This is a genomic window from Brevibacterium sp. BRM-1 (assembly GCF_026802075.1).
GTDB lineage: Bacteria > Actinomycetota > Actinomycetes > Actinomycetales > Brevibacteriaceae > Brevibacterium > Brevibacterium rongguiense.
Map to the genome: position 1 here is coordinate 151700 of NZ_CP113788.1, position 26597 is coordinate 178296.

Consider the following 26597-nt stretch of genomic DNA (forward strand, 5'->3'; position numbering starts at 1 on the left):
GTTCACTTCTCGTTCCTCCTGCGCGTGGCGCCGATGATGACGGCGACGCCGCCTGCGATGAGGGCCGCCGCGGCCGCGAGCATGCCCGCGAGCTGCGCACCCGTGCGGGGCAGGGGGCCGTTGCCGTTGTTGGTGTTGCCGTTGCCCGGGTCGTTGTCGCTCGGGTTGTTGTCGCCGGGGCTGCCCGGGTGTCCGGGATTGTCTGAGGGTCCGGGATCGTCAGGGCCACCCGGGTTGCTCGGGCTGCTGGGATCTGCTGGCCCGCCCGAGGCCGACTGCGAGGGGCTGGCGGATGCACTCGGACCAGCAGACTCACTGGGGTTCGCGGAGTCAGTCGGAGCAGCGGAGTCGGTGGGCCCTGCGGTGTCCGAGTCCTCCGGGGCGGGCTCCGTGGTCGTGGTGCACGGATCCGGGACCGGTGTGCTCGCACGGGGTTTGGGGCTGACGGTGCCGGGTGCGGGTGCCGGGGCGAGAGTGGCGTAGCCGGGGGTGGTGCCGGTGGCGTGGTCTGCCCCGACGACGAGCTGCGGGCCAGAGGTGCCGTCGAAGGAGTCGACGAAGCCGACGCCACGGCCCAGCCGGGAGCTCGAATCCGCATCGGAGACGCGGGTGACGAGCGCGGAGTTGACCTCGGCGATGTGCACGACGGGCTGTGTGAGCGCCCGGGTGTCGAGCGCCCACGCGGTGTCCTGGGCCCACGCGCCGATCGCCAGGGTGCCGGAGGTCTGCGCGCTGGCGGGCCGTGCGGCCACGGCGTAGCCCGCGTGGCCGCCGTTCGTGTCCCCGGTGATCCACCAGCCGCGGTCCGTGCGCTCGCCCGCCTCCGCCGACGGGCCGGAGGCGGTGAAGACGGAGGCGGGCGCGGTGCTCGGCGATGTCGTCGGTGCTGTTGGGGTGGCGCTCCCGGTCTCGCAGACTGCGGGCGAGGCGGTGACCGAGCCGGCCCGCGCCTCGGCGGCGGATGCCGCGGAGCTGGTGGAGGCGCTGGGCGTCGCCGCGGGGACGTCGGCATCCGGGTCGGTGTAGACGGTCGCGGTGCTGGCGGACCCGCGCACCACGGCCGCACCGCCGGCGCGGCTGTACTTCAGCTCGCCGTCGACGACGGCGGCCACGTTGTCCGCGCCGATGAGGACGTCGTCCTTGCCGTCGCCGTCGATGTCGCCGGCACCGGCCACGGACATGCCGAGGCGATCGCGCCCGCGCGCCGGGCCGTTGACGGTGAAGCCGTCGAAGCCCTTGCCCAGGTCGACGGTGCCCAGCTTGCCGTCCTCCTTGCCGAAGACGGCCCAGGCCATGCCGTGGGCCTTCCGCTCGTCCTTGTCGTAGCCGTCGGGCACGGCGACGTAGCCGCCCAGGATGTAGTCCTGTGCGCCGTCGCCGTTGACGTCTCCGGCAGGTGCGATCGCGGAGATGCCCTGCGTGGGGCCGCCACCGTTGATGCGACCGAGAATGCGGTCATCGCCGGTGAGGTCGACGGTCGCGATGTCGTCCGCGCCGGCGACGATCGTGGCGCGCCCGGCGCGCTTCTCGGCGGTGAGGGCGATGACAGCGACATCGTCGAAGCCGTCGCCGTTGACGTCGCCCACGCCGGTGAGCTGGTAGCCCGTCCGGTCGTTGTCTTCGTTGTCGCCCTGGAGGACGAAGCCGCGCTCACCCAGGTAGGGCAGGGAGACGGTGGAGCGGTCATCGGAGCCGTAGACGACGTAGCCGCGGTTGTTGACGTATTCGGAGATGAGGACGTCGTCGTAGCCGTCGTTGTTGACGTCGCCGGCGCAGCTGACGTTGAAGCCGGTGAGCGTGTCCTCCTCCTGTGGTCCCTCGATGCGGATGATGCCGGAGTTCGGATCGTCGAGGTCGGCGGACTTCGTGCCGTTCGGGATGACGTAGGTGGCGCCGATGCTGCCGTACTGGCCGCGGTCCCACATCCAGCTGCTCGTCACGATGTCCTGCTTGCCGTCGCCGGTGAAGTCGCACGAGCGCTGCGAGACGGACGCGCCGGTGGCTCCGCGGATCGTGCCGGTCCACGTGTGGTCGGGGTCGGCCGTGGCCTCGGCGGCCGAGGCCGGTCCGGTCAGGCCGACGATGCCGGTGCCGGCGGCCACGGCGGCCAGGGCGGCGGCACCCGCGGCGAGGGCCAGGGGGCCGCGGGCCGCGGCGCGCAGCCGTCCGGTCGACTGGGAGCTCTGCTGCGGGTTCGGCGGCTGCGGCGAGTGCTGAGGCGGGACGGGGGGTGGTGCCTGTGTCATGGAGAGCCTTCTTCTGGGGCCCGGGTGCGGGCCTGTTCGCGGCCGCGGGAGCGGGGGAAGCGCGGCGCTCTGTAGGCCAGCCTATGCTGTGTACTTGCTGGAGGTCGCTGAGCAGATCATGAGACAAACCGCTGCGGTTTTCGCACTATAACCCCAGGTCGGGCGGGTTGAAACCGCGGTTCTGTGCGGATTTTTGGGGCTAATTGGCACCTGGGGTCCGCGGGCCAAAATCTTGCATTGTGAGACAGTCTCAGTGGTTTCCCATCGCGGAGTCCCGGCCGGACGAGTGCGGTGCGGGTGGGTGTCATGGGTCACGAACTCACCGCACCCAGCTGCCCACCTCGGTTCGGGGCCCAGGGCCCGTGCACCCGAGAGATCGGGCACGGGGGCAGAGCGGCGACCGGGCGTGCGGTGACACGCCGCTGAACCGCTCCGCCTCGCGCACTGCTAGCGGGGCTCCCACCGGCTGACGGTCACGGCCGCGGTCACGGCTGCGGGCAGTGCCCCCTCGGCGGCCAGGCGCTCGGAGCGGTCTGCTGCGGACACGTGCCGGGCCGAGGGGGTCATTCCGATCAGATCAGCGGCTCGGTCCGGCGTGAGCGCGACCTCGAAGGCGAGCTCCTGCCGGTGGTCCTCGGTGAAGAGCGGATCGAGCGCCGCGTGCAGGCGGCGCTCCTTTTCGGGATCGATGCCGACCATGTCCGGCACCGCGGCCCGCAGCTCGGCGAGGTGGTCTGCGCGCGGATGCGCCACGACCAGCCGACCGCCCGGTGCCAGGACGCGGGCGAACTCGGACGGGTTCCGCGGGGAGAAGATGTCGAGGACGATGTCGGCGCACCGATCGGCGAGCGGGAAGGGTCGGAAGGCGTCCCACGTCGCTGCCACCGCACGCGGGTGGCACTTGGCCGTGAGGCGGGCGCCGCGCACAGCGGAGTCGAAGCCGAATCCCCAGCCCGCGGTCTCGGCTCCCTCGTTTGCCGCGAGAACGCCTGCCAGGTAGTAGCCGCTGCCGCTGCCGGCGTCGACGATGTGCGCACCATCGGCCCTGTGCGTCTGCGGGCCTCCCGATTCGCCCAGCGCCGCTTGCACGATGGCATCGCGCAGCGGGGCGTATGCACCCGAGCCGAGGAAGCGGTCGCGGGCGATCATCATCGCGTCGTCATCGCCGCTGCGGGCCTTCGCATCGGCGAGGAGGCTGAGGTAGCCCTGGCGTGCGATGTTGAAGGTGTCCCGCTGCGGGCAGCGCAGTGCGCTGCCGGAGAGTGCCAGCTCGCGCCCGCACAGAGGACAGCGAAGTGCCGACAGGACGGCGGGAAGCGAACGGGGGACGGCCATGGCGGTGGATCAGCCCTCGTAGCCGAACCAGGCGCGGGCGGCGGCGCGCTTGTCGTCGGACAGCACGCTGAACGGGACGGCACCGCTGAACGGGACGGCACCGCTGAACGGGACGGCACCGCTGAACGGGACGGCACCGCTGAACGGGACGGCACCGCTGAACGGGACGGCACCGCTGAACGGGACGGCACCGCTGTGCGGGGCGGCCCCACTGTCCGGACTGGCCCCGCCGTTCGGGGAGGCTCCCGTTTCGCCTAACGCGCCCGCGATGGCATCGCGCAGCCGCCAGACGTCGAGCGGATCGGCATCGTCCACAGCGAGAGCGGCGTTGACGCGCGCCTCACTCAGGCCAGCGCGGTCGCTGATCTGCTTGGTGGAAAGCCCCGTGGCCGCGAGGTTGGTACGGAGTTCCCAAGCCGTCTGCTGGCGTTGGCGGGCGTTCAGTGACATCGGGGCATCTCCGGTCGTGCGGGGGCAGTGGCAGGTGGCAGTCGTACGGCGATGGCGGGCACTCGGCGCCGCTGGGGCCGGCGCTGACGTGCGCGGTCATGTCTGCTTACGTTGGCGGTCATGTGCGCGTGACAGCCCGGTCTGCGCAGAACAACAAGCTCGCGCAAATCCTCGCCCAGCATTCCGTTTTGCCCGGCATCGCTCGGTCATCGGCGCTTTCCACCATGGCGACCGATTCTACGCGGTGGGCCTTGTCGGCCGTGCTGTGCTGCCGATGCGTTGCCGCGCGCCCGCTTGCGTCGTCTCTGCGCGACGGGTCCTCAAGCGCGGTCAGCATCGCGTGCGTGGGGAACCGTGCGTGGGGAACCGTGGGGGAGTGGGCGTCACGGCGGAGGTGCCGCAAACGGGTGGGTGATGGCTCGGGGGCGGCGATGCGGACGCCGACTCGGGCCTATGGGCGCGGTACCCGGCGTGTGAGGCGTGGGTGCTGGGCTCGTTGCGCGAGGTGTGGGAGCAGGGCCCGGTGCAGGTGGTGGATGAGCGGCGCCTGGGGCGGTGAGCGCGGAATCGGCAGCGAACGTTGAGGGAGCGGAGCGAGCACCCGCCACGTTGGAGGTGGAGAAAGTTTCAGGGACGGTGGGAATGGGGTGAGCGCCCGCGGTGGCGGAGCTGGAAGCAGTGGCCGGGGTGGCGTTCCAGGAAACGAAACCCTGGGCAATGCTGGGAAAAGCGTTGCCCAGTGCAGGGGCAATGGAGCGAGTGTCTTGGGCGGCAACGCTGGAATTCGCCCCCGGGGTAGTGGTGTCCATAGGAGCGCTCGGTGCAGTGGGACCAGCAGGATTGCCCGAAGCAATGAGGGCGGGCACGGCGGCGCGCAAGACCGCGGTGCGAGCGGCTGCTCGGGCCGCGGGGACGTTGGACGGGCGGGGTGTGGACTTAGCGGTGTTCTGTTCACCGTGAGGACCGGGGCCGCTCATCCGGTTCACCGCCGACCCGTCATGCTCCGTCGGATCGTGTGCCTCTGCCGCCGCAGTGCGCGCTGCCGCCCAGCTCTCCGTTGCCGAATCGTCTGCCGCCGCCGCATCGGTGTCAGTGCGGTCCCACAGGCACAGGAGGGCGCGGAGCTGATCGGCGTGCACGATGTCCGCCTCCGAACCCGGTGGGCGCAGGACAGCTGCGGCAGCGGAGGGGAACGTCCAGACGAAGGAGTCGCCCCGGCGCTCCACCCCCAGCGCTCCTTCGGTCTTGAGGCGGTGATGGCGCCGGCAGAGCGGATGCAGGTTGTCGAGCTGGGTGGGCCCTCCGCGGACCGGATTCTCATGGTCGAACGGTGCGACATGATCCATGTCGCAGCTGCGCGCCATCCGACTGCAGCCGGGGACTGTGCACCACACCCATTCCTGGATGAGTGTGGTGCGCAAAGACATGGGGATCGGGTAGGAACGCGCGACGGCTTCGGCTACCCGTCCGGTGATGGGATCGGTGAGGATGCGCCGCATCGAGGGGGCACAGGATGCTATGCGACGCGCCTCGGCCGCAGACAGCGGAGAGTCGCCGTCGAGCCGCGCTGGAAGGTCGCTTTCCCCCAGCAGACTCAGCAGCGGAATGGTGACGGCCACCCCTGCCTGCTTCCGCAGCCACGCCGTTTCCGTGGGCATCGTCAGCGTGATGAGCTCTTCAGAGCCATCTGCGTGCGCGACGGTGAGGGGGACCTCGGGAACGCCCAGCAGACCGATGTCGAAGCGGAGCTCGTCGTAGAGCCTCGCATCGGCAAGCCGATCACCGGGCGCGAGGCGATCGTGCGCCTCGACGGCGTTGAAGAGCGCCGTCTCCGCGCGGATGACGCCCTTCGACCATGCAGTGAGTCTGCGGTCGGCCGCCACGATGGTGCTCAGCGGCCCCCGGAACTGCAGGCAGCCCGTGCCGTCGTGGTTGTTCCAGCAGCTGACGCCGCGATCGCGCCGCGCGGTCCCGTCCTCCCGCGGAGGCAGGAGCGCCAAGTAGATCTCCGAGACGGCGCGCCGATAGCGCTTCCATTCGAGGCCCGGGTCGATTCGGCTGACGGCATGGTCGAACGTCGCGCGCCGCTCCTCGTCGAGTTTGACGCCGAGTGATGCGGCGAACTCGAGTCGTCCGAAGCGCAGGTGAGACGCCATAGTCTCGCGCAATGTGTCCGGCATGCCGTGGATTGCGCAGAGTGCGAGTGCCCCCTGGCGCTTGGCGCGGAAGATCGAGACGTCGAGCTCGAGGGCGAGGGCAATCCAGATCGCCTCCGGGATCGCGCGCACATAGCCTTCCAGATCCGCGCAGGGGGAGGGGTGTGCGTCAGAAGTGCCACAGGGGCAGGTGTGGGCAGGCGTGGGGCCGGGGTGGGCGGTGATGAGGAATGCGCAGATTGCGGCGAAGCGGGCACGCGACGCTGCGTCTGCCGCACGTTCGGAATCGTGCAGCGATGAGCGAATGCCCGAGCCGAGGGCGAATCGGAATGACTCCTCCGGGGGAGGGGCGCCGCCATTCGGGCGAGTGGCGGCGCCATCGCAACCCCCACCCGTGAACGCGGGCGAGGCGTCGGGTAACCCGGGATCGGGTGGCGACAGTCGCCGGTCTGCAGTCTCGGGATTCGCTTGCACTGCCATCACCTCCTCGTTGAGGGTCTCGCTCTCGTATATACGAACAATAATCGAACGCAAGGCCTCGCGCAAGAGTTTTCCCGAAGCTTCGTTGCGCAGGGCTCGGTGGACTCGTGGCCACAGGTGCGCCAGTGGCCTGTTCTCCACGGTGGTCGGTGCGGCGTGAAGGTGGGGGGGTGCGGCGCGAAGGCATGGGCTGCATGGCAGCCCGCGTCTTTCGGCGGGTTGCGCTGCAAGGCGCGTTCCCCAGCGCGGTGAATGTCGAGGCCAGGCACCCGCAACCCCAGGGGGCCGCAAACCCAGGGGGGCCGCAAACCAGGGTGAGCGGTGACAGCTGCCGTGTCGGTCAGTGCTGCGAGCCGACCTGCGAATAGAAGCGACCTGTGAATAGAAGCGAACTGCGAGTCACTACCAACTGCGAGTCGCTGCGAACTGTAAGTCAATGCGAACCGCGATTTGCGAGTCGCGGGGGAATCGCGACAGGCGCCTCACTAAGCCGCATGGCACTGTGAACCGCTCGTCGCGGGGAGTTGTTCGAGTCGCCTTGCAGGCCTGCATGGCAGGGTGGGCCGCGGGTCGCGTGGGAGGTGGGGCGGGCGCCTCGCAGGCCTGTGCCGCAGGGTGAACCGCTCGTCACCGGGGGCACGAGAGCTGCCTCGCAAACCTGCGCGCCAGGGCGGAATGGTGCCCGCTGCGAACCGCGAGTCGCGAGGCGTCGTGGTGACCGTCGTGCCGACCTGCGGGACGAGGCGGGTTGCGGTTGCGTGCGGGGTGATGGGGGCGTCGCCGGCGGGGGTTCGCGGAGCGATTGGCGGGTGCTCCACTCCGTGTGCGCCTGTGGGATTTTCCTGCCGAAAAACGTAGTATGATCGCGAAGGAATGAGGGGCTCCCCACATTCCTCGCTACGGAACCCCTCGTCGTTTCCGCTCTCCACTGCGGCAGCGACGATGACTCCCCTCCTCTCTCAAGGACCCTTCATGAAGAAGCTCTTCCTGCTGCCTGTTTCCGCCGGCGCGGCCCTCGCTCTGGCACTCACCGGTGTGCAGCCGGTGCAGGCGTCTGTCGGCGCTGCACCCCAGTCCCAGCCGGCCGCAATCGCCCGTGCCGCTGCGGTGGGCTCCCACTCCACCACGGCCCAGGCGCCGGCAGCAGCGCATGCGCAGGCCGCCAAGCGCTCGGCCCGCCCGAAGCTGACCGTGGTGAGCAAGCACATCACCGTTTCGAGTGCGACCAAGCGCGGCGTAGTAGTGCGTGGGTCTCATTTCCGCCCGGGGCAGAAGATCGCCTTCGCCTCGTGGCTGGACGGTTGGGATGGTGCAGTGTCGGTGAGCAAGAAGCTGCGAGCGGATCGCCATGGAAACGCGACCGGCCGGCTGCGCGCCCACAATGGCTGGTTGGACGCGAAGCGCTTTGAGGCCGGGCGCCACGAGCTCATGTACGGGACCTGGGATGGTGGGCTCGAGGACTCCCCGACCTACTTCACCGTGCACCCCAATCTTGTTGCAGCCCGCCATCGGGTTTCGGTGCGCACTCTCGCCAAGAAGGGTGACCGCTTGACGGCGATCGGCGGTGAGCCGCGCACCATGGCCACGTTCACGTTGCGCAATGGCAAGCGAACCCTGGTGAAGAAGGTCAGGGTCGGTCGCAACGGCAAGGCCGTGTGGGTGGCGAAGAAGACGGGTGCGCTGAAGAAGGCGCACGCGGGCACCTACCGTGCGACCGTTCGAGTGACCGTGATCGGCGGCGCGAAGATGAGTGCCGCCACGACGGTGCGCGTCACTCGCTGACCGGGCGGCAGGGCCGAGGCGGCGCCATGGGGCGCTCGCCTCGGCCCGGCCGTGCTACACAGGCACAAAAACAAAGGAGTCCCGCTGCCTTGCCGGGCAGCGGTCCGAGCCCGCTCACCCCCCATTCACTGCCTGACGGTCGGTCGCGAGGAGCGAGCGGTCGGCGAGGGTGATGACGACCTGCAGGGCGGATGCCGCCACCATGAGCACGGCGAGACGGTGCAGGCCGCCGGTGCCCACCTCGGCAGCGTAGACGAGGCCCGTGGCCGCGGAGGCCGCGATCGCGCCCACGTACATGAACGTGCGCAGCAGGCCGGAGGCCGCGCCGATGAACTCGTCGCGCGCCTGGTAGTACAGCGTGTTCTGCACCGCGAGGTTGAGGATGCCCTGCGGCACACCGAAGACGAGCGCCACCGCAACGATGAGCCAGATCGCCGCGCCCGGCTCCACGGCGAACAGCAGCGCGCTGCCAGCCGCCTGGGCGAGCGCGCCCACGAGCAGCTTTGCCCGGACGCCCGGCTTGCGGCCCCACAATGCGGATCCCACGATGCCGGTGGCGAACGTCGGCAGGAGCATGAGGCCGGCGAGGGTGGGGCTGAGCCCGCGGCCCTCCTCGAGCCACTGCGTGAAGCCGTAGACGAAGCAGTAGGAGACGGTGGCCGTCAGCGTCATCCGCACATACGTGACGAGCAGCGGTGCGCTCGAGGCGAAGACCCGCACGTCGATGAACGGCTGCGCGGCCCGCAGCTCGCGCCAGGCGAACAGCGCTGCCGCCGCCGCGGCGGTGCCCAGCAGCCACAGGTGGGCGGCATCGAGAGCCATGAGGAAGAACATGAGCGCGATGAGCGCCGCGGAGAACAGCGCGACGCCCAGTGGATCCAACCGCACGAGGAGGCTGCCGCCTGTGCTGCGGGCCCCGCCTGCCCGGGCAGTGCCTGCCCCGGCGCTGACTGCTCCGGTACTGACTGCTCCGGTTCTGTCTATCCCGGCAGCGCCTGCCCCCGCGCTGCCCGCCTCGGTGCCACCCGCCCCGGCTGCATCCGCCTCGGTGCCGCCCGAGTCGGCACAGCCCTCGCCGGCCAGCGTCTCACGGGGCAGGTAGAGCCAGCCCAACACCAGACACGCCAGGGCCAGGGGGATGTTGAGCGCGAACGTCAGCCGCCAGTCGCCCAGGTCGATGAGGAGCCCGCCCAGCGTGGGCCCCAGCACGGAGACCGTCTGCGTGGCCACGGCGACGGCAGTGAGGACCCCGGCGGGGCTGGCCCGGCCGGTGCGCTTGGCCTCATGGCGGATGAGGTGCATGGTCACCGGGTAGCCCGCGCACGTGCCCAGGCCCAGGATGACGCGCGCCAGGATGAGCACCCCGATGCCCGGTGCCAGCGCGCCGATCACCCCGGCCACCCCCGTCAGCGAGGTGCCGACGAGGTACACCCGGCGGGGGTCGAACAGGTCGACGAGGCGGCCCGTGAGCGGCTGGCCGATCGCGGTGGTCACGTACAGCGCGGACACGAGCCACGCCGTCTGCGAGGCCGGTGCCCCGAACGCCGCCCCGATCGGCACGAGGGCCACCGCGATGATCGAGGAGTTGATCGGGTTGAGGATCGCCCCCAGGATCATCGGCCCCAGCAGGCGCCGGTCGAAGGCCGCTCCCGAGGCGCGGGCGGTGCCCGAGGTGCGCGCCGGTCCCGAGGTGCGCGCCGGGCCCGCGCCTCGACCGGCGCCGGCCGCGTCGCGCCTCGTCACCGGGCCCGCCGCTGTTCGGGAAGCCGCTCCCCAGAAGCCCGCTCCCCGGAAGGCCGCTGCTCGGGAACCCGGCGCGGGGCGGCGAGGCGGCTGACGATCTGCGCGGCGGCCAGGAGGGTGCGCGCCTCGGCCTGCGTGCACTCGCCGGCGATTGCGGCGCTCAGCCACTCCTCGCGTGCGGATCGGTTGCCCTCGTGGACTGCACGGCCCGGCTCGGCCAGCGTGACGAGCTGGCGGCGGCCGTCCGTGGGGTCGGGGGAGCGGTGGATGAGCCCGCGCGACTCGAGCTTGGCGAGCACGGCCGCCATGGACTGCGGGCGCACGCCCTCGACGGCGGCCAGGCCCGAGGCGGTTGCCGCCTCGTTCTTCGCGATCCGGGCCAGCGCCGATGCCTCGGTGGGGCTCAGCTCGTTGTCGTCGTCCACGGCGCGCAGGGCGTGGAGCATGCGGCGCAGGGCGACGCGGGTCTCGTGGGCCGCGCGCGCGGCGAGCGGGCCACTGGGCCGGGGTTCGTTCGGGTCGCCGGGGGAAGGAGCGGGCACGTGCTCGGCTGAGCGTGCGGAAGAGGAGGCCATGTGCCCACCCTAGGGAGCCCGTGGGCAGATGTACAGGCCAGACTGAACAGGTTGATCTGAACAATTGAGCGTGATCGAATGTGGGTATGACGCCGACACACACGGATTCGTCCTCTCGTGCCTCCACAGACGCCTCGACCCGCGCTGCAGCCCCCGCCGCGGCCCGCGCCGCGGAGCCCACCGCAACGGCGCTCCTGCTCATGGACTACCAGCAGGGCATCCTGGCCGGCTTCGAGACGGCCACCGCGCTCACCGCCGCCGCGCGGGCTGCGCGCGCGGCCCGCGCCCACGGTATCCCCGTCGTCTTCGTGCGCGCGGCGTTCCGCCCCGGCTTCCCAGAGCTCAGCGCCTCCAATGCGGGCTTCCAGGCGCTCGCCGCCCAGGCGGGCGACCGGCTCCTCATCGGCAACCCCGGCACCGAGCTCGCCGCCGAGCTGGAGCGCCGGGACGACGAGCCGCTCGTGACGAAGAAGCGGATCGGCGCGTTCGCCGGCTCCGACCTCGAGGTGCTGCTGCGGGCCTCCGGCGCCCGCCGCCTCGTGCTCGGCGGAGTCGCCACGGCCGGAGTGGTCCTCACCACCGTGCGGATGGCCGCGGACATGGACTTCGAGCTCACCGTGCTCTCCGATGCCTGCGCCGACCGCAGCCCCGAGGTGCACGAGGTGCTCATGGATTCCGTCTTCCCGCGCCAGGCCGACGTCGCCACCGTGGCCGAGTGGACCGCCGCGCTCGCCGGCGCGGGCAACGGGCTGGCATAGGCTCGGGGAGCACGGGAGCCGTATGGCCGGCCGGCGCGGCGGCGGCGCGAACGAATGAGCACCCGTGACGGCGCAGCACCCGTGACGGCGCAGCGCCAGCGACGGCGCAGCGCCCGCGACGGCGCAGCAATAGCGACAGCAGCACCAGTGACAGCGCAGTAGGCGAGAGCAGCAGAGAGGGGACCCGCGTGGACGAGGACAGCAGGCGCACCCGCAGCGATGACGGCCCCACCGCCGGCCCCACCGCCGGCCCCATCGAACTCGCGGCCACCCGCATCGGCGACGGACCGCGCCGCGTGGCGTTCCTCCACGGCCTCATGGGCCGCGGCAAGAACTTCACGCGCATCGCCCGCGGACTCGGCGAGGACTTCACGAGCCTGCTCATCGACCTCCCCGACCACGGCGCCTCCCCGTGGACCGAGCGCATCGACTACGTCGCCTACGCGGATGCCGTCGCGGACTTCCTGGCCGCCGACTTCGCCGCAGCCGGGCCCATCGACCTGCTGGGCCACTCCATGGGCGGCAAGGTCGCGATGGTCCTCGCGCTGCGCCACCCGAGGCTCGTCGAGCGCCTCGTCGTCGTCGACATCGCTCCGGTGGACGGCGGTTCGGGCGGCCAGTTCGAGCACCTCCTGGGCAGCCTGCGGCGCCTGGACCTCACGCGCCTGGAAAGCCGGCGCGAAGCCGATGCCGCGCTCGCCCCGGCCATTCCCGACGACACGGTGCGCGGCTTCCTCCTGCAGAATCTGCGCAGCGCGGCCCCGCACACGACGGGGCCGGCCTTCGAATGGCAGCCCAACCTCGAGCTGCTGGCCGATTCGCTGCCCGCCATCGGCGGCTTCCCCCCGCAGGCCGAACTCACCCACGCCCCCTTCGACGGGCCGGTCCTGTGGGTCGCCGGGGGCCGGTCCGACTACATCGACGAGGCCTGCGCGCCCCGCATGCGCGAGCTCTTCCCCCGCACAACCCGCATCACCATCCGCGACGCCGGCCACTGGGTGCACTCCGAGCGCCCCGCCGAATTCCTCGAGGCACTCCGCGCGTTCCTGCTGCGCGGGCGGCCGTGAGCGCGCAGCGCTGCGCCTTCTTCCTGCGCGGGGTCAACCTGGGAGGGAAGAACACGGTGCGCATGGCGGACCTGCGCGCGGTGGCCGCAGAACTCGGCGCCGCGGAGGTCGCCACGCACCTGGCCAGCGGCAATCTCCTCGCCGTGCCCCCGGAAACCGCACCCCCGACCGCCGGGGCGCCGAGTACCGCACCCCCGGCGACCAGCGCACCCCGTCCTGCCGACCAGCCGACACCGCCCGATGCCTTCGCCCTCGCACTCGCCGCGGCCCTCGAGGAGCGCTGCGGCTTCGCGGTGCCCGTCGTCGCCCGCGGGGCGGGCGAGCTGCGCGCGGCGCTGGAGGCGAGTCCCTTCGGCGCGCACACCAGGGAGGCGGATCGCGACGAGGCGCGCGAGGCGCTGCTGTTCTTCGCCTCCGCCGTGCCCGAGGCTCAGCGCTCGGCCCTCGACAGGGAGGTGCAGGCGCTGGCCCGAGGCGGAGAGGAAGTCTGGGTGGGGGAGCGGCACGCGCGCATCTGGTACGCGAATGGCGCCCACGGCTCCCGCCTGTCCCAGGCCCTCTTCGAGCGGCGCCTGGGCATGACCGTCACCGCCCGGAATCTGCGCACCCTGCGTGCGGTGGCCGCGCGCCTGGAGGCCTGACGGGCGCGGCCGGCGGATGCGGTCGGCTGGTGCGGCTGAGCGCGCGCGGCCGATGGGCCGCGCGGGCTCAGCCCCGGTTGCCCGAGCGCGGATAGAGCGCGCTCTCGATGCGGCGGATCGCGTCGGTCATGCGCGCGAAGCGCCCCACCTCGCGGGCGTCGATCGTGACGAGCCACGCGCCCTCCGAACGGGCGAGCTGTGCCTGCATGCCGTGCTCCTCTCCTCTGCGCGGTCCTGCCGGTCTCCTCTGCGCGGACCTGCCGGCCGCAGTGCTCCTGTCCGCCTCATGCCCGTGTGCGAACCGGGGCGCGAGCCTGCCTCGCCCGAGCACGAGTGCGCGATCGGCGGTTCTGCCCACGCGCCCGAACCAGGGTGCGCGGGCGCGCACCGGCCCCGCCAGTGTGCGAGCGGCAGGCGGTCCGCGCCTCGGCGGCGGACGCACGGGGACCCGCGGGGACGCGCGCGGACGCGCAGCGTCACCGGCCGTCACCGGCCGCCCGGGCGGCTGGCCGGGAATAAGCGCGCGCGGGGCGCCGGTTGACGCAGGTGTCCATGTCCCCTCGCGCACGGAGGATCAGTGTCCGCTCCGATCGATGACAGCACGCCCAAGTTCGCCGACTACGCCCACGGCGATCGCCTCGTGAGCACGCAGTGGGTGGCAGACCACCTCGACGACCCGGATGTCGTCGTCGTCGAAAGCGACGAGGACGTCCTGCTCTACGAGACCGGTCACATCCCCGGCGCGGTGAAGATCGACTGGCACACGGAGCTCAACGACCCGCTCACCCGCGACTACCTGGACGGCGCCGGGTTCGCGAAGCTCATGGCCGCCAAGGGCATCTCCCGCGATTCCACCGTCGTCTTCTACGGCGACCAGTCCAACTGGTGGGCCGCCTACGCGCTGTGGGTCTTCTCCCTGTTCGGCCACCCCGATCTGCGGCTCATGGACGGCGGACGCGCGCTGTGGATCGCCCAGGACCGCCCGCTGACGAAGGAGCGCCCCGAGCGCGCCGGCGCCGACTATCCGAGCGTCGAGCGCGATGACTCGGCGATCCGCGCGTTCCTGCCCGAGGTCCGCGAGGCGATCGGCACCACCCCGCTCATCGACGTCCGCAGCCCCGAGGAGTACACGGGCAGTCGCACCCACATGCCCGCCTATCCGGAGGAGGGCGCGCTGCGCGGGGGCCACATCCCCACCGCGCACTCCGTGCCCTGGAAGCGCGCCGCCAACGAGGACGGGACGTTCAAGTCCGCCGCCGAGCTGCGCGGCGTCTACCTCGACGAGCTGGGCCTGGAGCCCGGCGGCGACGTCATCGCCTACTGCCGGATCGGGGAGCGCTCGAGCCACACCTGGTTCGTGCTCGCCCACCTGCTGGGCTTCGACTCGGTGAAGAACTACGACGGCTCGTGGACCGAGTGGGGCAATGCGGTCCGCGTCCCGATCGCCGCGGGCGAGGAGCCCGGCGAGGCGTCGGCATGAGCGCGGCCGCAGACCCCGAGGCGCTGCCCGGAGGCCTGCAGGAGATCGCCGACGACTTCGCCGCGCTGAGCGGCCCCGACCGCCTGCAGCTGCTCCTCGAGTTCTCCGAGGAGCTGCCGGAGTTGCCCGCCCGACTCGCCGAGGATCCGGGGCTCCTGGAACCCGTGCCCGAGTGCCAGTCGCCCATCTTCCTCACCGTCGAGGTCGACGGCGCGGGGGACGGCCAGCCCGCGCCCCCCGACGCCGCCGTGCGCCTGTTCTTCAGCGCCCCGCCCGAGGCGCCCACCACGCGCGGGTTCGCTGGCATCCTGGCCGAGGGCCTGGACGGCAGCTCGGCGGAGACGGTGCTGGCGGTTCCTGCGGACCTGCCCCTGCGCCTCTCGCTCGAGGACCAGGTCTCCCCGCTGCGCCTGCGCGGCATGGGCGGCATGCTCGGCCGCATCCAGCGCCAGGTCCGCGAGCAGACCGGTGCGTGAGCGCGCGGTTGGATCCGTGAGGCGACTGTGACCGCCGGTGCGCCTCAGCCCGGGCCCGAGGTGCCCTGGGCCATGCAGCTCGTCGTCTTCCGCGACCGCGCGGCCGAGGCCGGGCACATCGAGGTCTGCGAGGCCGCCGCTGCGGCCGCGGTCGCGCTGCTCGCCGACGACCGCGCCGCGCAGCCCGGCGGGGAGTGGGCCCGCGCGGTGGCGCAGTGGCGCGGGCTGGCGATCCGCAAGGTCGTCCGCCGCGCCGACGGCAAGCGGTGGGCCGACGTCCAGGAGCTGCCCGGGGTGACGGCCGCAATCCCGCCGGTGCCCGGCGAGCAGGACTCCACCGCGCCACAGCCGGAACCCCGAGACCCGGCAGAACGAGACAGAGCCGAAGGGGACCAGTCCGCCCGCCCCGCGGCCGCCGTGCGCGCCTTCGTGCCGGCGCCCGTCTCCCCGCTGCCCAAGGCGCTGGCGAAGCTGCAGGTGGGCGAGACGAACTTCCCGGCCCGCGGGCCGAGCACCGCCCCGGACGCGGTGGTGACCGTGGGCATCCGGCCCGGGCTGGGCATGACGACCGGCAAGGCCGCGGCACAGTGCGCCCACGCCGCCCAGCGGGCCTGGGAGACGATGCCCGAGGCCGCCCGCCGCCGTTGGCAGGAGGCCGGGTTCCGCACCCGCGTCGTCGACCTCGACGCCGCCGCGTGGGAACGCGAGTGGCCCGTGCGCATCACCGACGCCGGCTTCACAGAACTCGACGGGCCCACGCAGACCACCGTCGCGGGCTGGACACTCGATGGTGGCTCCGCCCCCGTCTGAGACAGTGGGGGCTCAGCCAACGGAAGGACCGATCGTGTCGCTCACCCCGTTCCTCATGTTCCAGGGCGGCGCGGCCCGCGCCGCGGTCGAGCTGTACACGAGCGCGATTCCGGACGCCCACGTCGTCGCCCTCGTGCCCGCCGATGCGCAGCCCGGCCTCCTGACCCGCAGCCGGATCCGCATCCAGGGCCAGGACATCGACGTCCTCGACTCGCCCATCGACCACGCGTTCGGCTTCACGCCGGCGCTCTCGCTGTTCCTCGAGGTCGGCGCCGCCGAGTTCGATGCCGTCTGCGCCGCGCTCAGCGCGGGCGGGAGCGTGCTCATGGAGCCCGGGGCCTATCCGTTCGCGCAGCGCTACGCGTGGTTCGACGATCGCTTCGGCGTCTCGTGGCAGCTGGCCGTGCGCGAGGGTCGCGACGAGCCGCTCAGCTCATGACGCCGAAGTCGTAGCCCTTCTTCTTCAGGGCCTTGACGAGCGGTGCGATCGATTCGATCGTCGCGTCGTTGTCCTTGTAGTCGTGCATGAGGATGACGGCGACCCGCGGATTCGACCCGAGCGTCGACAGTGCCTGCTTGGCCCTCCCCGCCCCGGTCGACGAGGCGGTGTCCGTGCCGTCGCCGTTCTCCGAGTTCCAGTCGATCCACCAGGCGCCCTTCTTCTGCATGGCGCGGTCCGCGGGCTTCATCCCGTTCCACCCGTGGCCGCCCGGGTAGCGCTGGCAGCCCACGCGGTAGTCCTCGCCGAGGACGTCGCGCACCGCGCTCACGGTCTTCGTGTAGTCCTTGACGATGGCCTTCGGCGAGGCGGTCCGGCCGGGGTAGAGGAGGGGGAACGAGTGCGTGTAGGAGTGGATGCACACGGAGTTGCCCTGCGCGATCTCGTCCTTGAGGTAGCCCGCGCTCTTGGGCCGCCCCAGCCCCTTGTCACCGCCGATGATGAAGAAGCTGGCCGGGACGCCGGCCTTCTTGAGCTCCTTGAGCGTGCGGGGCGTGGAGTTCGTGGGCCCGTCGTCGAACGTGAGGAATGCGAGCTTCTTCTTGGGGTACGTGGGCGACTTCGCCTTGCGCCCCCACAGCCAGTCGTGGACGTCCTTCGCGGGGTAGGCGTAGCCGTCCGCCGCCGCACTGTGGTTGGTGCCCGGCTTGAGGGCCGCGGAATCGGCCGCGGCATCTCCCGAGGGGCCCGCCGAGGCGGTGGCGTCCGGCCCGCTCGCGCTCGGGGCGGCCGAGGCGCCGGCACTCGACGATCCGGCCGGCGCCTGCCCGCTCGACTGGGCGTCGGAGGACCCGCCGCCCTGGCAGGCGGTGAGGGCGAGCGCAGCTGCCGTGGCGAGGGCTGCGGCGCGGACGGCGCGGGGGAGGGTCTTCATGCGGGCTCCGGGTGTCGTGGGGGCTGGGTCGGGGCGGGCAACCCTGCCCACGCTAGCACCGGGGCGCACCCCGCCGACTGGCCAAGCGGCGGCGCCCATTACCGCCTGCACCGCTCAGCGGCGCAGGCGCGCCAGCGCCCGCACCGCGCCGAAGACCACGAGCCCCCACGCGAGGCCCACGACGAGCGAGCACAGCGTCTCGGCCAGCCACGCGAGCGCGGGCCCGGCGAGCGCGATGGGGTGGAGCGCCTCGGCGGCGACTGCGATGAGGTGGTGCGGGCCGTGCCAGCCCAGCGCATCCACGCCGGTGACCATGATGTGCCCGCCCACCCAGAGCATGGCGAACGTGCCCACGAAGCCGATGGCCGTGAGGAGGCGGGGCATCCCGGCCACGAGGAGTCGGCCGGCGCCGGCGAGCGGGCCGCCGCGCCGGCTCAGGGCGAGGCCCACGTCGTCCATCTTCACGATGAGGCCCACCACCCCGTAGACGCCGGCGGTCATCGCCAGCGCCACGACGATGAGGATGAGCGTGCGGTCCATGAGCGGCCGGTCGATGACGTCGCTGAGCGAGATCACCATGATCTCCGTGCTGAGGATGAAGTCGGTGAGGACGGCTGAGCGGACGAGGCGGCGCTCCGCATCCCGCGGATCGCCGGCGGTGGCCTCCACCGCCTCGTGGTGTTCGCCGCGCACCATCTCCCAGACCTTCTCCGCGCCCTCGTAGCACAGGTAGGTGCCCCCGATCATGAGCAGCGGCGTGAGCAGCCACGGCACGAACTGGCTGAGCAGCAGCGCGAGCGGCAGGATGATGAGCAGCTTGTTGATGATGGAGCCCGTGGCGATCCTGCCGATGATCGGCAGCTCGCGGGCCGGCTGGACGCCTTGGACGAACTGCGGGGCCACCGCGGCATCGTCGATGACGACGCCGGCGGCCTTCGCCGAGGTCTTCGCCGCCCCGGCCGCCACATCGTCGGCGCTCGCGGCCGCCGCGCGGGCCAGGGCCGCCACGTCGTCGAGGAGCGCGATGAGGCCGCCGCTCATTCTGCGGGCTCCGGCTGGCCGGCGGTCTCCGGCTCGGGCGCCCCGTAGAGCGCGGCGCCGGTGCCCCACATCACCGCGGGCGCGTGCGGGCCGGCCCACGCGGCGATGTCCTGGGCATCGGCGGGGGTGTAGGGGCGCCGGGCGCGGGTCGACGGCAGGTCCGAGCCGAACATGAGCCCGGCGGGGTTCTCCGCGAGGATCGCGGCGGTGAGCGCGGCGGGGTCGGCGATGTCGATGCGGCCCAGCCCCGTGGCCTTGACGACGGCCCCGGAGGCCACGAGGCGCAGCAGGGCCTCGCGCGCCTCGGACATGCCGAAGTGGTCGACGGTGATGCGCGGCAGCCCGGTGAGCACGCCCATGAGGCGCTCGTCGCGGCCCAGCGCCGCGACGTCCGCGTAGAACTCCGTGTGCCAGCCCACGCGGTCGAACGCGCGCCGGGCCAGCCGGTCGAGCTGCTCGGCCTCCCACGCGCCGCCGCGGAACAGGTTGATCCGCAGCGCGCGGGCGCCGGCGGCGTGCAGGGCATCGAGCTCACCGTCGAGCTCCGCGTCCGCAACCGCGGGGGAGAGGTTGACCACGGCGCGGAACCCCGGGCCCAGCTGCGCGAGGGCCGGCGCCACCCAGCCCGTGTCGAGGCGCTGGAACGAACCCGCGACCACGGCCCCGCCGGCCACGGGCAGCGGCGCGCTGCGCGCCTGGTAGTCCGCGGCGGTGAAGGGCTGGGGCACGTAGCCGTCGTTGGCGGTGAGCGGGAACGCCGGGTCGATGAGGTGCAGATGGGCGTCGAACACGCGGGCGGGTGCGGTTGCCGGCGGGGCAGGGGACGGGGCTGGCGCGGGATCCATGGTCGAAGTCTAGAGTGGCCCCATGGCTGAAACCGCATTCAGGGGAACCCCCGTCCACACGTCCGGAGCGCTGCCCGCCGTGGGCTCGCAGGCACCGGACTTCGAGCTCACGGGCTCGGACCTGGCGCCCGTGGCCCTCGCCGACGTCCGCGGCCGGCGCGCGGTGCTCAACGTCTTCCCCAGCATCGACACCGGCACGTGCCAGGCGAGCGTGCGCCGCTTCAACGAGCTGGCCGCGGGCCTGGAGGACACCGAGGTGGTGTGCGTCTCGCGCGACCTGCCGTTCGCCCAGGCCCGCTTCTGCGGCGCCGAGGGGATCGAGGACGTCACCGTCGCGTCTGACTTCCGCGCGCCGGCCGGGCGCGGGCAGGACTTCGGGACCGCCTACGGGCTGGCGCTCGTCGACGGCCCCATGCGCGGCCTGCTGGCCCGCGCCGTCATCGTCCTCGACGCGGACGGCCGGGTGCTCCACACCCAGCTCGTGTCGGAGATCGCCGACGAGCCGGACTACAATGCCGCGCTCGCCGTCCTCTGAGTCCCCCTGTCCCTGCGGGGGCATCCCCGCGGGGGCCGCGTTTGCCGCCTGCTGCGAACCCGCGCTGAGCGGGCGCGCATGGCCGGCCACCGCCGAGGCGCTCATGCGCTCGCGCTACACGGCCTTCGCCGTGGGGGACGGCGACCACCTGTTCCGCACGTGGCACCCGCGCACCCGCCCGCGCGACACCGCGCCGGAGCCCGGAGTGGAGTTCACCGGGCTCATCATCGACGAGGTCGTGGGCGGAGGCGTCGACGACGCCGAGGGGATCGTCGCCTTCACCGCCCACAGCCGAGCGGGCGGCCGGGCCGGGGCCATGCGCGAGCGCTCGCGCTTCGTGCGCCGGGCCGGGCGCTGGATGTACCTCGACGGCGCGGCGGGCTGATTCCCCGTGCGTCCGCGGGCGCACGGGGCCGCACAGCTAGGCCAGGCCCAGGAATTCGCGCAGCGCGGGCAGCTCGCGGCGGGCCTGGCTGAGCCCCAGACGGTGGGCCGCGGCCAGCTGCGAGAGATTGCGCGTGCCGTTGCGCAGCGGCATGACCTCCGGGGCGAAGACATACGCGCGGCCTGCGCGTTCGAGTGCGAAGACCTCCTCGCGCATGGCGTTGTAGCGCCGCCAGCGGGTGAGCAGCGCCTCGGCGACGGCGGGATGGCGCCGGAAGTAGGCGCGGTAGAAGGCGGGGAAGCGCTGCGGGGCCTTGACGTAGTCGCGCTGCTGGGTGAGCACGATCGCGAAGCGCTCGAAGCCGGCCCGCCGCGCGGCGCTCAGCGGGATGCCGCCGTCCGCGCCGAGCGCGCCGTCGACGTACGTGCGCCCGGCGACCTCGACGGGCGGCATGATGACCGGCATCGTGGAGGTCGCCCGCACGCGCACCATGAGGTCGTCCATCGTGGGGAAGTCCGCCTTCGTCCACACCTGCTCCGCACCGGACTCCACGTCGAAGGCGCTGATCGCGAACTCTGCGGGGTTGCCGGCGAACGCCTCCCAGTCGAACGGCAGCGCCTGGGTGGGCAGCGCGGTGCGCTGGTAGATGTACTCCGCGTTGAACAGCCCGCGGCCCGCGGCGAACGTGCGCAGCGAGCCGAACTGCGGGTCCGCGGAGAACTCGACGAAGCTGCGGCGGGCGCGCCGGACATCCCCGGAGAGGTAGTTCGCGCCGTTCGAGGCGCCCGCGCTGATCCCCGCCACCCAGGGGAACGCAATGCCCTCCTGGATGAGGGTGACGGCGAAGCCGGAGGTCAGGGCCGCGCGCATGCCCCCGCCCTCGAAGATGAGCGCGGTGGCCTCCGCGCGGCTCACTGGGCGTACACGCCCACCGGCAGCGCGGCCTCGCAGCCGGCGGCGACCCCCGCCTCGCGCGTCATGCCGGTGAGGAGCTCGCGGGGCTCGGGGTGCTCGGGCAGCGCCTCCAGGTAGAGGCGGTGCGCGCTCAGCGAGGCGATGCCGGCCTCAAGCGCGGCGCCACTGACGTCCACGCAGTGGGTGGGGTGCGGGTCGCCGGAGACGATGAGCGTGTCCGCCTTCCACGCGGGCAGGGCGGGCGAGCCGTCCGGCGCGGCGGTGAAGAGCCACGGGTTGTCGGCGTCGCGCGCGGCGTCGATGACGCCGAGGCCGCACGCCCGGTGGTCGGCGTGGTTGAAGCCCCACGGCAGGCGCAGCTCCCACGTCATCGTCACGAGCGCCTGGGGCCGCCGGCGGCGGATCTCGTGGGCGATGAGCGCGCGCAGCTCCAGCCCCGGCTCGAGGAGACCGTCGGGCAGGTCGAGGACCGTGAGACTCGCGGCGCCCACGCTGTCGCAGGCGGCCTGCTGCTCGGCGCTGCGCAGGCGCGCCACCTCGCCGGGCTCGCGGCCCCGGATGCCGGCCTCGCCGGCCGTGAGCAGCAGGTAGTCCACCCGGATGCCCCGCGCGGTCCACGCCGCGACCGCGGCCGAGGCGCCGTACTCCATGTCGTCCGGGTGGGCGACGATGCAGAGGATCCGCTCGATCCCGGTGGGCTCGAACGGCTCCAGCGGCTCCAACGGCTCGGTTGCGCGGGCGGGTGCGGCGTCCGTCATGGGCTCAGCGCCGCCGGCGGCCGGTGCCGAAGATGCCGCGGGCGATCTCGCGGGCCGCCGTGCGTGTGAACTGCTTGAACGCAGACGAGCCCACCACCTGGTCGAACATCGAGGGGCCGCCGCGGTCGTCGTCGTAATCCTCACCCCGGCCCCCGCCGTCCGGTGCCGGGATGTGCTCGGCGGGCTGTCCCTCGGCCCCGGAGTGCCCCTCGGCCCCCGAGTGCGCCTCGGCCCCGGAGCTCTCGTCGCCCTCGCCGTGCGCCTTGGCGTGCTCCGCCCCGCCCTCCAGGCGGGCCGTGAGGATCTCCCGGGCGGATTCGCGGTCGATGGGCTCGCCGTACTTCTCCCACAGCGGGGATGCGTGCACGGCGGCATCGAGGGCGCCTGCCTCCGTGGGGCCCATCTTCGATGCGGGGGCGAAGACCTTCGTGGGCGCCACCGGGGTGGGAGAGCCATCGGGGTCCATGACCGTGACGACGGCCTCGCCCGTGCCCAGGCCCGTGAGCAGCGCCGCGAGGTCGTAGTCGGAGCTGGGGAACGTCTGCACGGTCTCCTTGAGCGCCTTCGCGTCCTTGGGCGTGTGGGCGCGCAGCGCGTGCTGGACCCGCGAGCTCAGCTGCGCGAGCACCTCGTCCGGGACGTCAGCCGGGGACTGGGTGACGAAGAAGATGCCCACGCCCTTCGAGCGGATGAGCCGCACCGTCTGGGCGACGGAGTCGAGGAAGGCCTTCGAGGCGCCGTTGAACAGCAGGTGCGCCTCGTCGAAGAAGAACACGAGCGCCGGCTTGTCCGCATCGCCCACCTCCGGCAGCTCGTGGAAGAGCTCGGCGAGCAGCCACATGAGGAAGGTCGAGAACAGCTGGGGGCGGTCCTGGAACGCGGGCAGCTCGAGCATGGAGACGATGCCGCGGCCGTCGTCCGCGGTGCGCAGCAGGTCCGCGATCTCGAACTCCGGCTCGCCGAAGAACGCGTCGGCGCCCTGCGCCTCGAGGTTCGCGATCGCGCGGAGGATGACGCCCACGGACGCCGCGGAGACCCCGCCGATGCCCTTGAGGTCGGTCTTGCCCTCGTCCGAGTCGAGGAACGTGAGCACCGCCTTGAGGTCGGAGAGGTCGAGCAGCGCCAGGCCCGCCGAGTCCGCGTAGTGGAAGATGAGGCCGAGGACGGACTCCTGGGTCTCGTTGAGGCCGAGCACCTTGGCCAGGAGCAGCGGGCCGAAGGAGCTGACGGTCGCGCGCATGGGGATGCCCGTGCCCTGGCCGCCCAGCGAGTAGAACTCGACCTCCGCGGCGCGGGCCTGCCAGTCCTGCCCGTTGGCCTGCGTGCGGGCGCTCAGCTTGTCCGAGGCGCTGCCCGGGGTCGCCATACCCGACAGGTCGCCCTTCATGTCCGCGGCGAAGACGGGGACCCCGGCGGCGCTGATCGCCTCCGCGAGGACCTGGAGCGTGATCGTCTTGCCGGTGCCGGTCGCGCCGGCCACGAGGCCGTGGCGGTTGAGCATGCCCAGGGGCAGCGCCACGGGCGCATCGGGCACGGGCGCGTCGCCGTCGAGGGCGGAGCCCAGGCGGACGGCGGGGACGTCGAAGGAGTAGCCGGCGCGGATCGCATCGAGTGCGGGGGATTCGCTCATGGCGTCATTCTGGCACAGCGCGGCCCCCGCGCCCGGGTGCTCGGGGCAGACGCGAACGGGCCCCTGCGATCGGGTGATCGCAGGGGCCCGGCCGACGGGCTGGGGTCAGTGGGTGCCGGCCGTCATGCTCCCGCCGCGCGCGGAGACCCGCGCGCCCTTGCCCTTCGTCCACGTGATCGTCCCGTGCTCGAAGGACTGGGTCGCCGAGGCGCCGCGCGACTTCTCGTCCGAGGTCGGGTAGCCCAGCCTGCCCCGCTCGGCGCCGGCCGCCTGCCAGGCGCGGGTGATGGCCGAGCCGCGCACGGTCGTGTGGGCGCCCGAGGCCTTCGAGTAGTGGATCTGGCCGCGCTGGAAGGACTGGAAGCAGCCGCCGCCGGTCAGGCCGCAGGACGCGTTCGAGGTCGGCAGGCCCAGCTCCCCGCGCTCCCAGCCGGCCGCGCGCCACTTGGCGCCCACCGCGCCCGTGACGCGCTGGGCGTGCGTCTGCGCGCTCCACACGATGGCCCCGTGCTCGAAGCGCTGGGCGGTTGCGCCGCGCGCCTTCGCCAGCCGGAACTCCCCGCCGGTGGGGTAGCCCAGCGCCCCCGCCTCGTGCTTGGCGGCCGCGTAGGCCCGGCCCACCGAGGACGGGCTCTTGACGAGCTGCGCCCCGGTGGCCTTCGACCAGTACACGGTCCCGTTGCCGAACGCCTGGTAGCACCCGCCGCCGGCCAGCCCGCACTGCGCCTTGGCACGCGGCGCGCTCGTGGTGTTCGAGTTGTGGAAGTAGAAGGAGCGGATCGCGCCGGTCATGGTCGCGCGATTGGCCTTGACGCTCGAGCGGATCTTCCCCAGCTGGCCGTAGAGGCCGTTGCCGGGGCAGTCCGTGTCCGAGGTGTCGCGGTGGCCGAAGATGCGCGGGATCGTCGCCGTGGTGCCGCGGGCGTACTTGACAGTGGTCCCGCCCTGCGACTTGACCTTGACCGTGGAGTTCGGGTCCCAGCCCCAGCGGGCCGAGAGCCAGGAGGCGACGTTCGACAGCGTGCTCACGACCGCGGCCGGCGCGGGCTTGCTGTAGGTGCCGATGACCGAGACGCCGTAGACGGCGTTGTTGAACCCCGAGGTGTGGGCGCCCACGACGCCCTTGTCCAGGCCGCCCGCGCGGCCCTCGTAGATGGTGCCGAAGCGGTCGACGAGCATGTTGTAGCCGATGTCGCACCAGCCCCGGCTCTGCTGGTGGTAGGCCTGGATGCCGCGCAGGATGCCCGGCACCTGGGCGCGCGAGTAGCCGTTGGCGCCCTCCGTGTGGTGGATCGCCATCGCCTTGAGGCTCGCGCCGGAGTCATTGCCGCACGAGTCCTTGGCAGCGCCCCACTGGGAGCGGCTCACGTAGTTGAGGCCGCCCACCGTGGGGCCGCCGGACACCGAGGCGGTGCGCGGCTGCGCGGCGGCGCGCTTCGCCGGCTGCTTGGCGGGCTTCTTCGTGCCGTTCGAGTCCGAGGCACCGGCCCCGATCCCCGTCTGCTCCACCGCGGCGGACTGCGCGCCGAATGCCGTGCGCAGCCGGGCCGCCTCGACGTCGTCGGTGCTGGCCGTGGCGAGGTCGAGGCCGGAGGGCTGGGCCGCGGCACTGGGCTGGGCGGACTCGCTGGACTGGCTGGGTTGGCCGGACTCGCTGGGCTCGGTGGGCTCGCCGGTGCTGGACTGGCTGGGCTCCCCGGTGCTGGGGGCGGGCGAGGCCGTGGCTCCGCCGGCCGCGTTCTCGTCGACGACCCCGCCGGCCAGCTCCTCGTCCTCCCGGGTGGTGGGGGTCGTGACGGTGCGCACCGTGGCCCGCGCCGCCTCCGGGCCCACCGCGCGCACCTGCACGGTCTCGTCCTGGGCGACGACGATGGGATCGGTGGCCACCTCGTCGGTGCGGTGCTCCGGGCTGGACTCGTCGGGGCCGGAGTCCGATGGACCCCATTCCTCCCATGCCGTCCAGTCCTCGGCCTCCGCGGCCTTCGTGCGGTACTCGACCCTGTCCGGAGCGCTCGCGGTGCGCCAGCTGGCGCCCATGACGGTGACGGACGCCTCGGCGGCCGTGTCCTTGAGCAACGGGCGCACGATGTCGATGCTGCGCCCGGCGCGCACGTCCTGCGTCGCGGAGGCGACCTCCGGGTGCTGCTCGGTGGCCGTGGCGTCGAGGCGCTCCTGCGCATCGGCGAGGCTGCCCAGTTCGCCGCCGTCGCGGTCGGCGGTCTGGCTGGCGCCCTGCCCGGCGCCGAATGCGCCGGGCACGGGGCCGGTCAGGAGGTCCGAGCCGGCGGCCGACGCGGGCAGCGCGGCGGCGGCCACGAGGGCCGCGGACAGCAGAGTGCTGGTGATGAAGCGATGCATGAGGGTCCTAGGGGGAAGACGAGACCTACGCCTGCGAACCTAGCGAACGGCGCGCCCCTAGCCCAGGACCCGCACCGGCGCGTCCGCCGAATTCGGTTACGGTCTCGCAACGATGCGCCCCCCGGATCCCACCCGAGCCACCCCCGGACCGCACCCGAGCCGCCCGCACCGTGCCCGGACCGTGCCCGGGCTCCATCACGGCCCGCCCGGGCCCACCGCGGGGCGCTCAGGCGGCCACTGCGGCCGGGTCGCCCGCCGCGGCGGCGGCCCGGGTCACCGAGACGCTCACGGTGCCGGCGGCCGTCGTGACGGTGCCCGCGGCGGCGCGGGCGGGCGCCTCGAGCAGCGCCATGAGGTCCAGCGACGCGCCGGACCCGCCGATCGTTACCACATCGTCATCTGCGCCGTCTGCCGAGTCCGTGCCGGTCTTCGCGGACTTCGAGCCGGAGCGCACCTCGGCCTGCGGCAGCACCGCCGCGCGCACGTGGGCGATCGAGGCCGCCTGGGGCCCTCCCGCCTGCGCCGTGGCGGGCACCGCGGCCAGGCCGAGGATGCCGGCGCCGGCCGCCGCAATGCCTGCCAGGGTTGTCGTGAGCTTCTTCATCGCTGCCTGCCTAAGGGGGTGTGAGGAGTGTGTGCACCATCATGAAAGCCCCGCCGCCTGGCCCGCTGACAGGGCGCAACTGTGCCGATCCTGTGGAGCGCGGAGGTAAACTCGACTCACTGTCCCGCTTCCCACCAGTTCTCTGGAAGGACAC

General features: G+C 72.8%; 25 protein-coding genes. 10 read left to right on the top strand and 15 right to left on the bottom strand.

Annotated elements, in window-relative coordinates; all coding sequences use genetic code 11:
• Positions 1–2 precede the first annotated feature (2 nt).
• The 4 genes from BRM1_RS00685 to BRM1_RS00700 all read right to left on the bottom strand — a co-directional run bounded on the left by BRM1_RS00685 (position 3) and on the right by BRM1_RS00700 (position 6733).
• The gene (locus BRM1_RS00685; protein WP_268527124.1) at positions 3–2246 is read right to left on the bottom strand and encodes an integrin alpha; all 2244 of its coding nucleotides are present in this window, start codon (positions 2244–2246) and stop codon (positions 3–5) included.
• 447 nt (positions 2247–2693) lie between these two features.
• Entirely contained in the window at positions 2694–3581 is an 888-nt protein-coding gene (locus tag BRM1_RS00690; RefSeq protein ID WP_268527126.1) for a putative RNA methyltransferase, read from the bottom strand.
• A 9-nt stretch (positions 3582–3590) separates the two neighbouring features.
• The gene (locus BRM1_RS00695; RefSeq protein ID WP_268527129.1) at positions 3591–4031 is read right to left on the bottom strand and encodes a DUF2316 family protein; all 441 of its coding nucleotides are present in this window, start codon (positions 4029–4031) and stop codon (positions 3591–3593) included.
• Between the two features lie 383 nt (positions 4032–4414).
• Positions 4415–6733: an HNH endonuclease signature motif containing protein gene (locus BRM1_RS00700; RefSeq protein ID WP_268527131.1), complete on the bottom strand. Its 2319-nt coding sequence runs from the start codon at positions 6731–6733 to the stop codon at positions 4415–4417.
• 906 nt (positions 6734–7639) lie between these two features.
• Between BRM1_RS00700 and BRM1_RS00705 the strand changes: the two genes are divergently transcribed.
• Positions 7640–8449 carry a hypothetical protein gene (locus BRM1_RS00705; protein WP_268527134.1) on the top strand — a complete coding sequence of 270 codons (810 nt, stop codon included), beginning with the start codon at positions 7640–7642 and terminating at the stop codon, positions 8447–8449.
• Positions 8450–8563: 114 nt separating this feature from the next.
• Here BRM1_RS00705 and BRM1_RS00710 read toward each other — a convergent pair whose 3' ends face one another.
• Together BRM1_RS00710 and BRM1_RS00715 are read right to left on the bottom strand one after the other, a co-directional pair.
• A complete protein-coding gene (locus BRM1_RS00710; protein WP_268527137.1) occupies positions 8564–10192 on the bottom strand; it encodes an MFS transporter in 1629 nt (542 codons plus the stop codon).
• Complete coding sequence (locus BRM1_RS00715; protein ID WP_268527139.1) at positions 10189–10767, bottom strand: MarR family winged helix-turn-helix transcriptional regulator; 579 nt, start codon at positions 10765–10767, stop codon at positions 10189–10191. Before BRM1_RS00715 ends, BRM1_RS00710 begins: the two co-directional genes overlap by 4 nt.
• An 86-nt stretch (positions 10768–10853) precedes the next feature.
• Here BRM1_RS00715 and BRM1_RS00720 point away from each other — a divergent pair, with 86 nt between their 5' ends.
• From BRM1_RS00720 to BRM1_RS00730, 3 genes are all read left to right on the top strand, one after another.
• Positions 10854–11525 carry a cysteine hydrolase family protein gene (locus BRM1_RS00720; protein WP_268527141.1) on the top strand — a complete coding sequence of 224 codons (672 nt, stop codon included), beginning with the start codon at positions 10854–10856 and terminating at the stop codon, positions 11523–11525.
• A gap of 254 nt (positions 11526–11779) precedes the next feature.
• The gene (locus tag BRM1_RS00725) at positions 11780–12592 is read left to right on the top strand and encodes an alpha/beta fold hydrolase (RefSeq protein WP_268529885.1); all 813 of its coding nucleotides are present in this window, start codon (positions 11780–11782) and stop codon (positions 12590–12592) included.
• Positions 12589–13233: a DUF1697 domain-containing protein gene (locus BRM1_RS00730; protein ID WP_268527142.1), complete on the top strand. Its 645-nt coding sequence runs from the start codon at positions 12589–12591 to the stop codon at positions 13231–13233. The genes BRM1_RS00725 and BRM1_RS00730 overlap by 4 nt, the downstream gene beginning before the upstream one ends.
• Before the next feature lie 67 nt (positions 13234–13300).
• On the opposite strand, the gene BRM1_RS00735 is transcribed toward BRM1_RS00730, so the two are convergent.
• Positions 13301–13441 (bottom strand): hypothetical protein, encoded by a 141-nt coding sequence (locus BRM1_RS00735; RefSeq protein WP_160953204.1) that lies wholly within the window; start codon positions 13439–13441, stop codon positions 13301–13303.
• Between the two features lie 369 nt (positions 13442–13810).
• Here BRM1_RS00735 and BRM1_RS00740 point away from each other — a divergent pair, with 369 nt between their 5' ends.
• From BRM1_RS00740 to BRM1_RS00755, 4 genes are all read left to right on the top strand, one after another.
• On the top strand, positions 13811–14713 hold the full coding sequence (locus tag BRM1_RS00740) for a sulfurtransferase (RefSeq protein WP_268527146.1): 903 nt from the start codon (positions 13811–13813) through the stop codon (positions 14711–14713).
• Complete coding sequence (locus BRM1_RS00745) at positions 14710–15189, top strand: SufE family protein (protein ID WP_268527148.1); 480 nt, start codon at positions 14710–14712, stop codon at positions 15187–15189. Before BRM1_RS00740 ends, BRM1_RS00745 begins: the two co-directional genes overlap by 4 nt.
• Before the next feature lie 72 nt (positions 15190–15261).
• A complete protein-coding gene (locus BRM1_RS00750) occupies positions 15262–15999 on the top strand; it encodes a peptidyl-tRNA hydrolase (protein ID WP_268527150.1) in 738 nt (245 codons plus the stop codon).
• Positions 16000–16033: 34 nt separating this feature from the next.
• On the top strand, positions 16034–16438 hold the full coding sequence (locus BRM1_RS00755) for a VOC family protein (protein ID WP_268527153.1): 405 nt from the start codon (positions 16034–16036) through the stop codon (positions 16436–16438).
• On the opposite strand, the gene BRM1_RS00760 is transcribed toward BRM1_RS00755, so the two are convergent.
• The 3 genes from BRM1_RS00760 to BRM1_RS00770 all read right to left on the bottom strand — a co-directional run bounded on the left by BRM1_RS00760 (position 16428) and on the right by BRM1_RS00770 (position 19258).
• A complete protein-coding gene (locus BRM1_RS00760; RefSeq protein ID WP_268527156.1) occupies positions 16428–17372 on the bottom strand; it encodes a polysaccharide deacetylase family protein in 945 nt (314 codons plus the stop codon). The two genes, BRM1_RS00755 and BRM1_RS00760, sit on opposite strands and share 11 nt — an antisense overlap.
• A gap of 114 nt (positions 17373–17486) precedes the next feature.
• Positions 17487–18413, bottom strand: coding sequence for a DUF808 domain-containing protein (locus BRM1_RS00765; RefSeq protein ID WP_268527158.1), 927 nt, complete (start codon positions 18411–18413; stop codon positions 17487–17489).
• The gene (locus BRM1_RS00770) at positions 18410–19258 is read right to left on the bottom strand and encodes an amidohydrolase family protein (RefSeq protein WP_268527163.1); all 849 of its coding nucleotides are present in this window, start codon (positions 19256–19258) and stop codon (positions 18410–18412) included. Before BRM1_RS00770 ends, BRM1_RS00765 begins: the two co-directional genes overlap by 4 nt.
• A gap of 22 nt (positions 19259–19280) precedes the next feature.
• Here BRM1_RS00770 and tpx point away from each other — a divergent pair, with 22 nt between their 5' ends.
• A complete protein-coding gene (tpx, locus tag BRM1_RS00775) occupies positions 19281–19793 on the top strand; it encodes a thiol peroxidase (protein WP_268527165.1) in 513 nt (170 codons plus the stop codon).
• Positions 19794–19896: 103 nt separating this feature from the next.
• On the top strand, positions 19897–20178 hold the full coding sequence (locus BRM1_RS00780) for a YchJ family protein (protein ID WP_326957546.1): 282 nt from the start codon (positions 19897–19899) through the stop codon (positions 20176–20178).
• 36 nt (positions 20179–20214) lie between these two features.
• Here the strand turns inward: BRM1_RS00780 and BRM1_RS00785 are convergent, their stop codons facing one another.
• The 5 genes from BRM1_RS00785 to BRM1_RS00805 all read right to left on the bottom strand — a co-directional run bounded on the left by BRM1_RS00785 (position 20215) and on the right by BRM1_RS00805 (position 26443).
• On the bottom strand, positions 20215–21048 hold the full coding sequence (locus BRM1_RS00785; protein WP_268529887.1) for a patatin-like phospholipase family protein: 834 nt from the start codon (positions 21046–21048) through the stop codon (positions 20215–20217).
• Positions 21049–21089: 41 nt separating this feature from the next.
• On the bottom strand, positions 21090–21851 hold the full coding sequence (locus BRM1_RS00790; protein WP_268527169.1) for a PIG-L deacetylase family protein: 762 nt from the start codon (positions 21849–21851) through the stop codon (positions 21090–21092).
• Positions 21852–21855: 4 nt separating this feature from the next.
• A complete protein-coding gene (locus tag BRM1_RS00795) occupies positions 21856–23481 on the bottom strand; it encodes a helicase HerA-like domain-containing protein (RefSeq protein ID WP_268527171.1) in 1626 nt (541 codons plus the stop codon).
• 105 nt (positions 23482–23586) lie between these two features.
• The gene (locus BRM1_RS00800) at positions 23587–25839 is read right to left on the bottom strand and encodes an N-acetylmuramoyl-L-alanine amidase (protein ID WP_268527174.1); all 2253 of its coding nucleotides are present in this window, start codon (positions 25837–25839) and stop codon (positions 23587–23589) included.
• 226 nt (positions 25840–26065) lie between these two features.
• Positions 26066–26443: a hypothetical protein gene (locus BRM1_RS00805; protein WP_268527178.1), complete on the bottom strand. Its 378-nt coding sequence runs from the start codon at positions 26441–26443 to the stop codon at positions 26066–26068.
• Between the last annotated feature and the right edge of the window lie 154 nt (positions 26444–26597).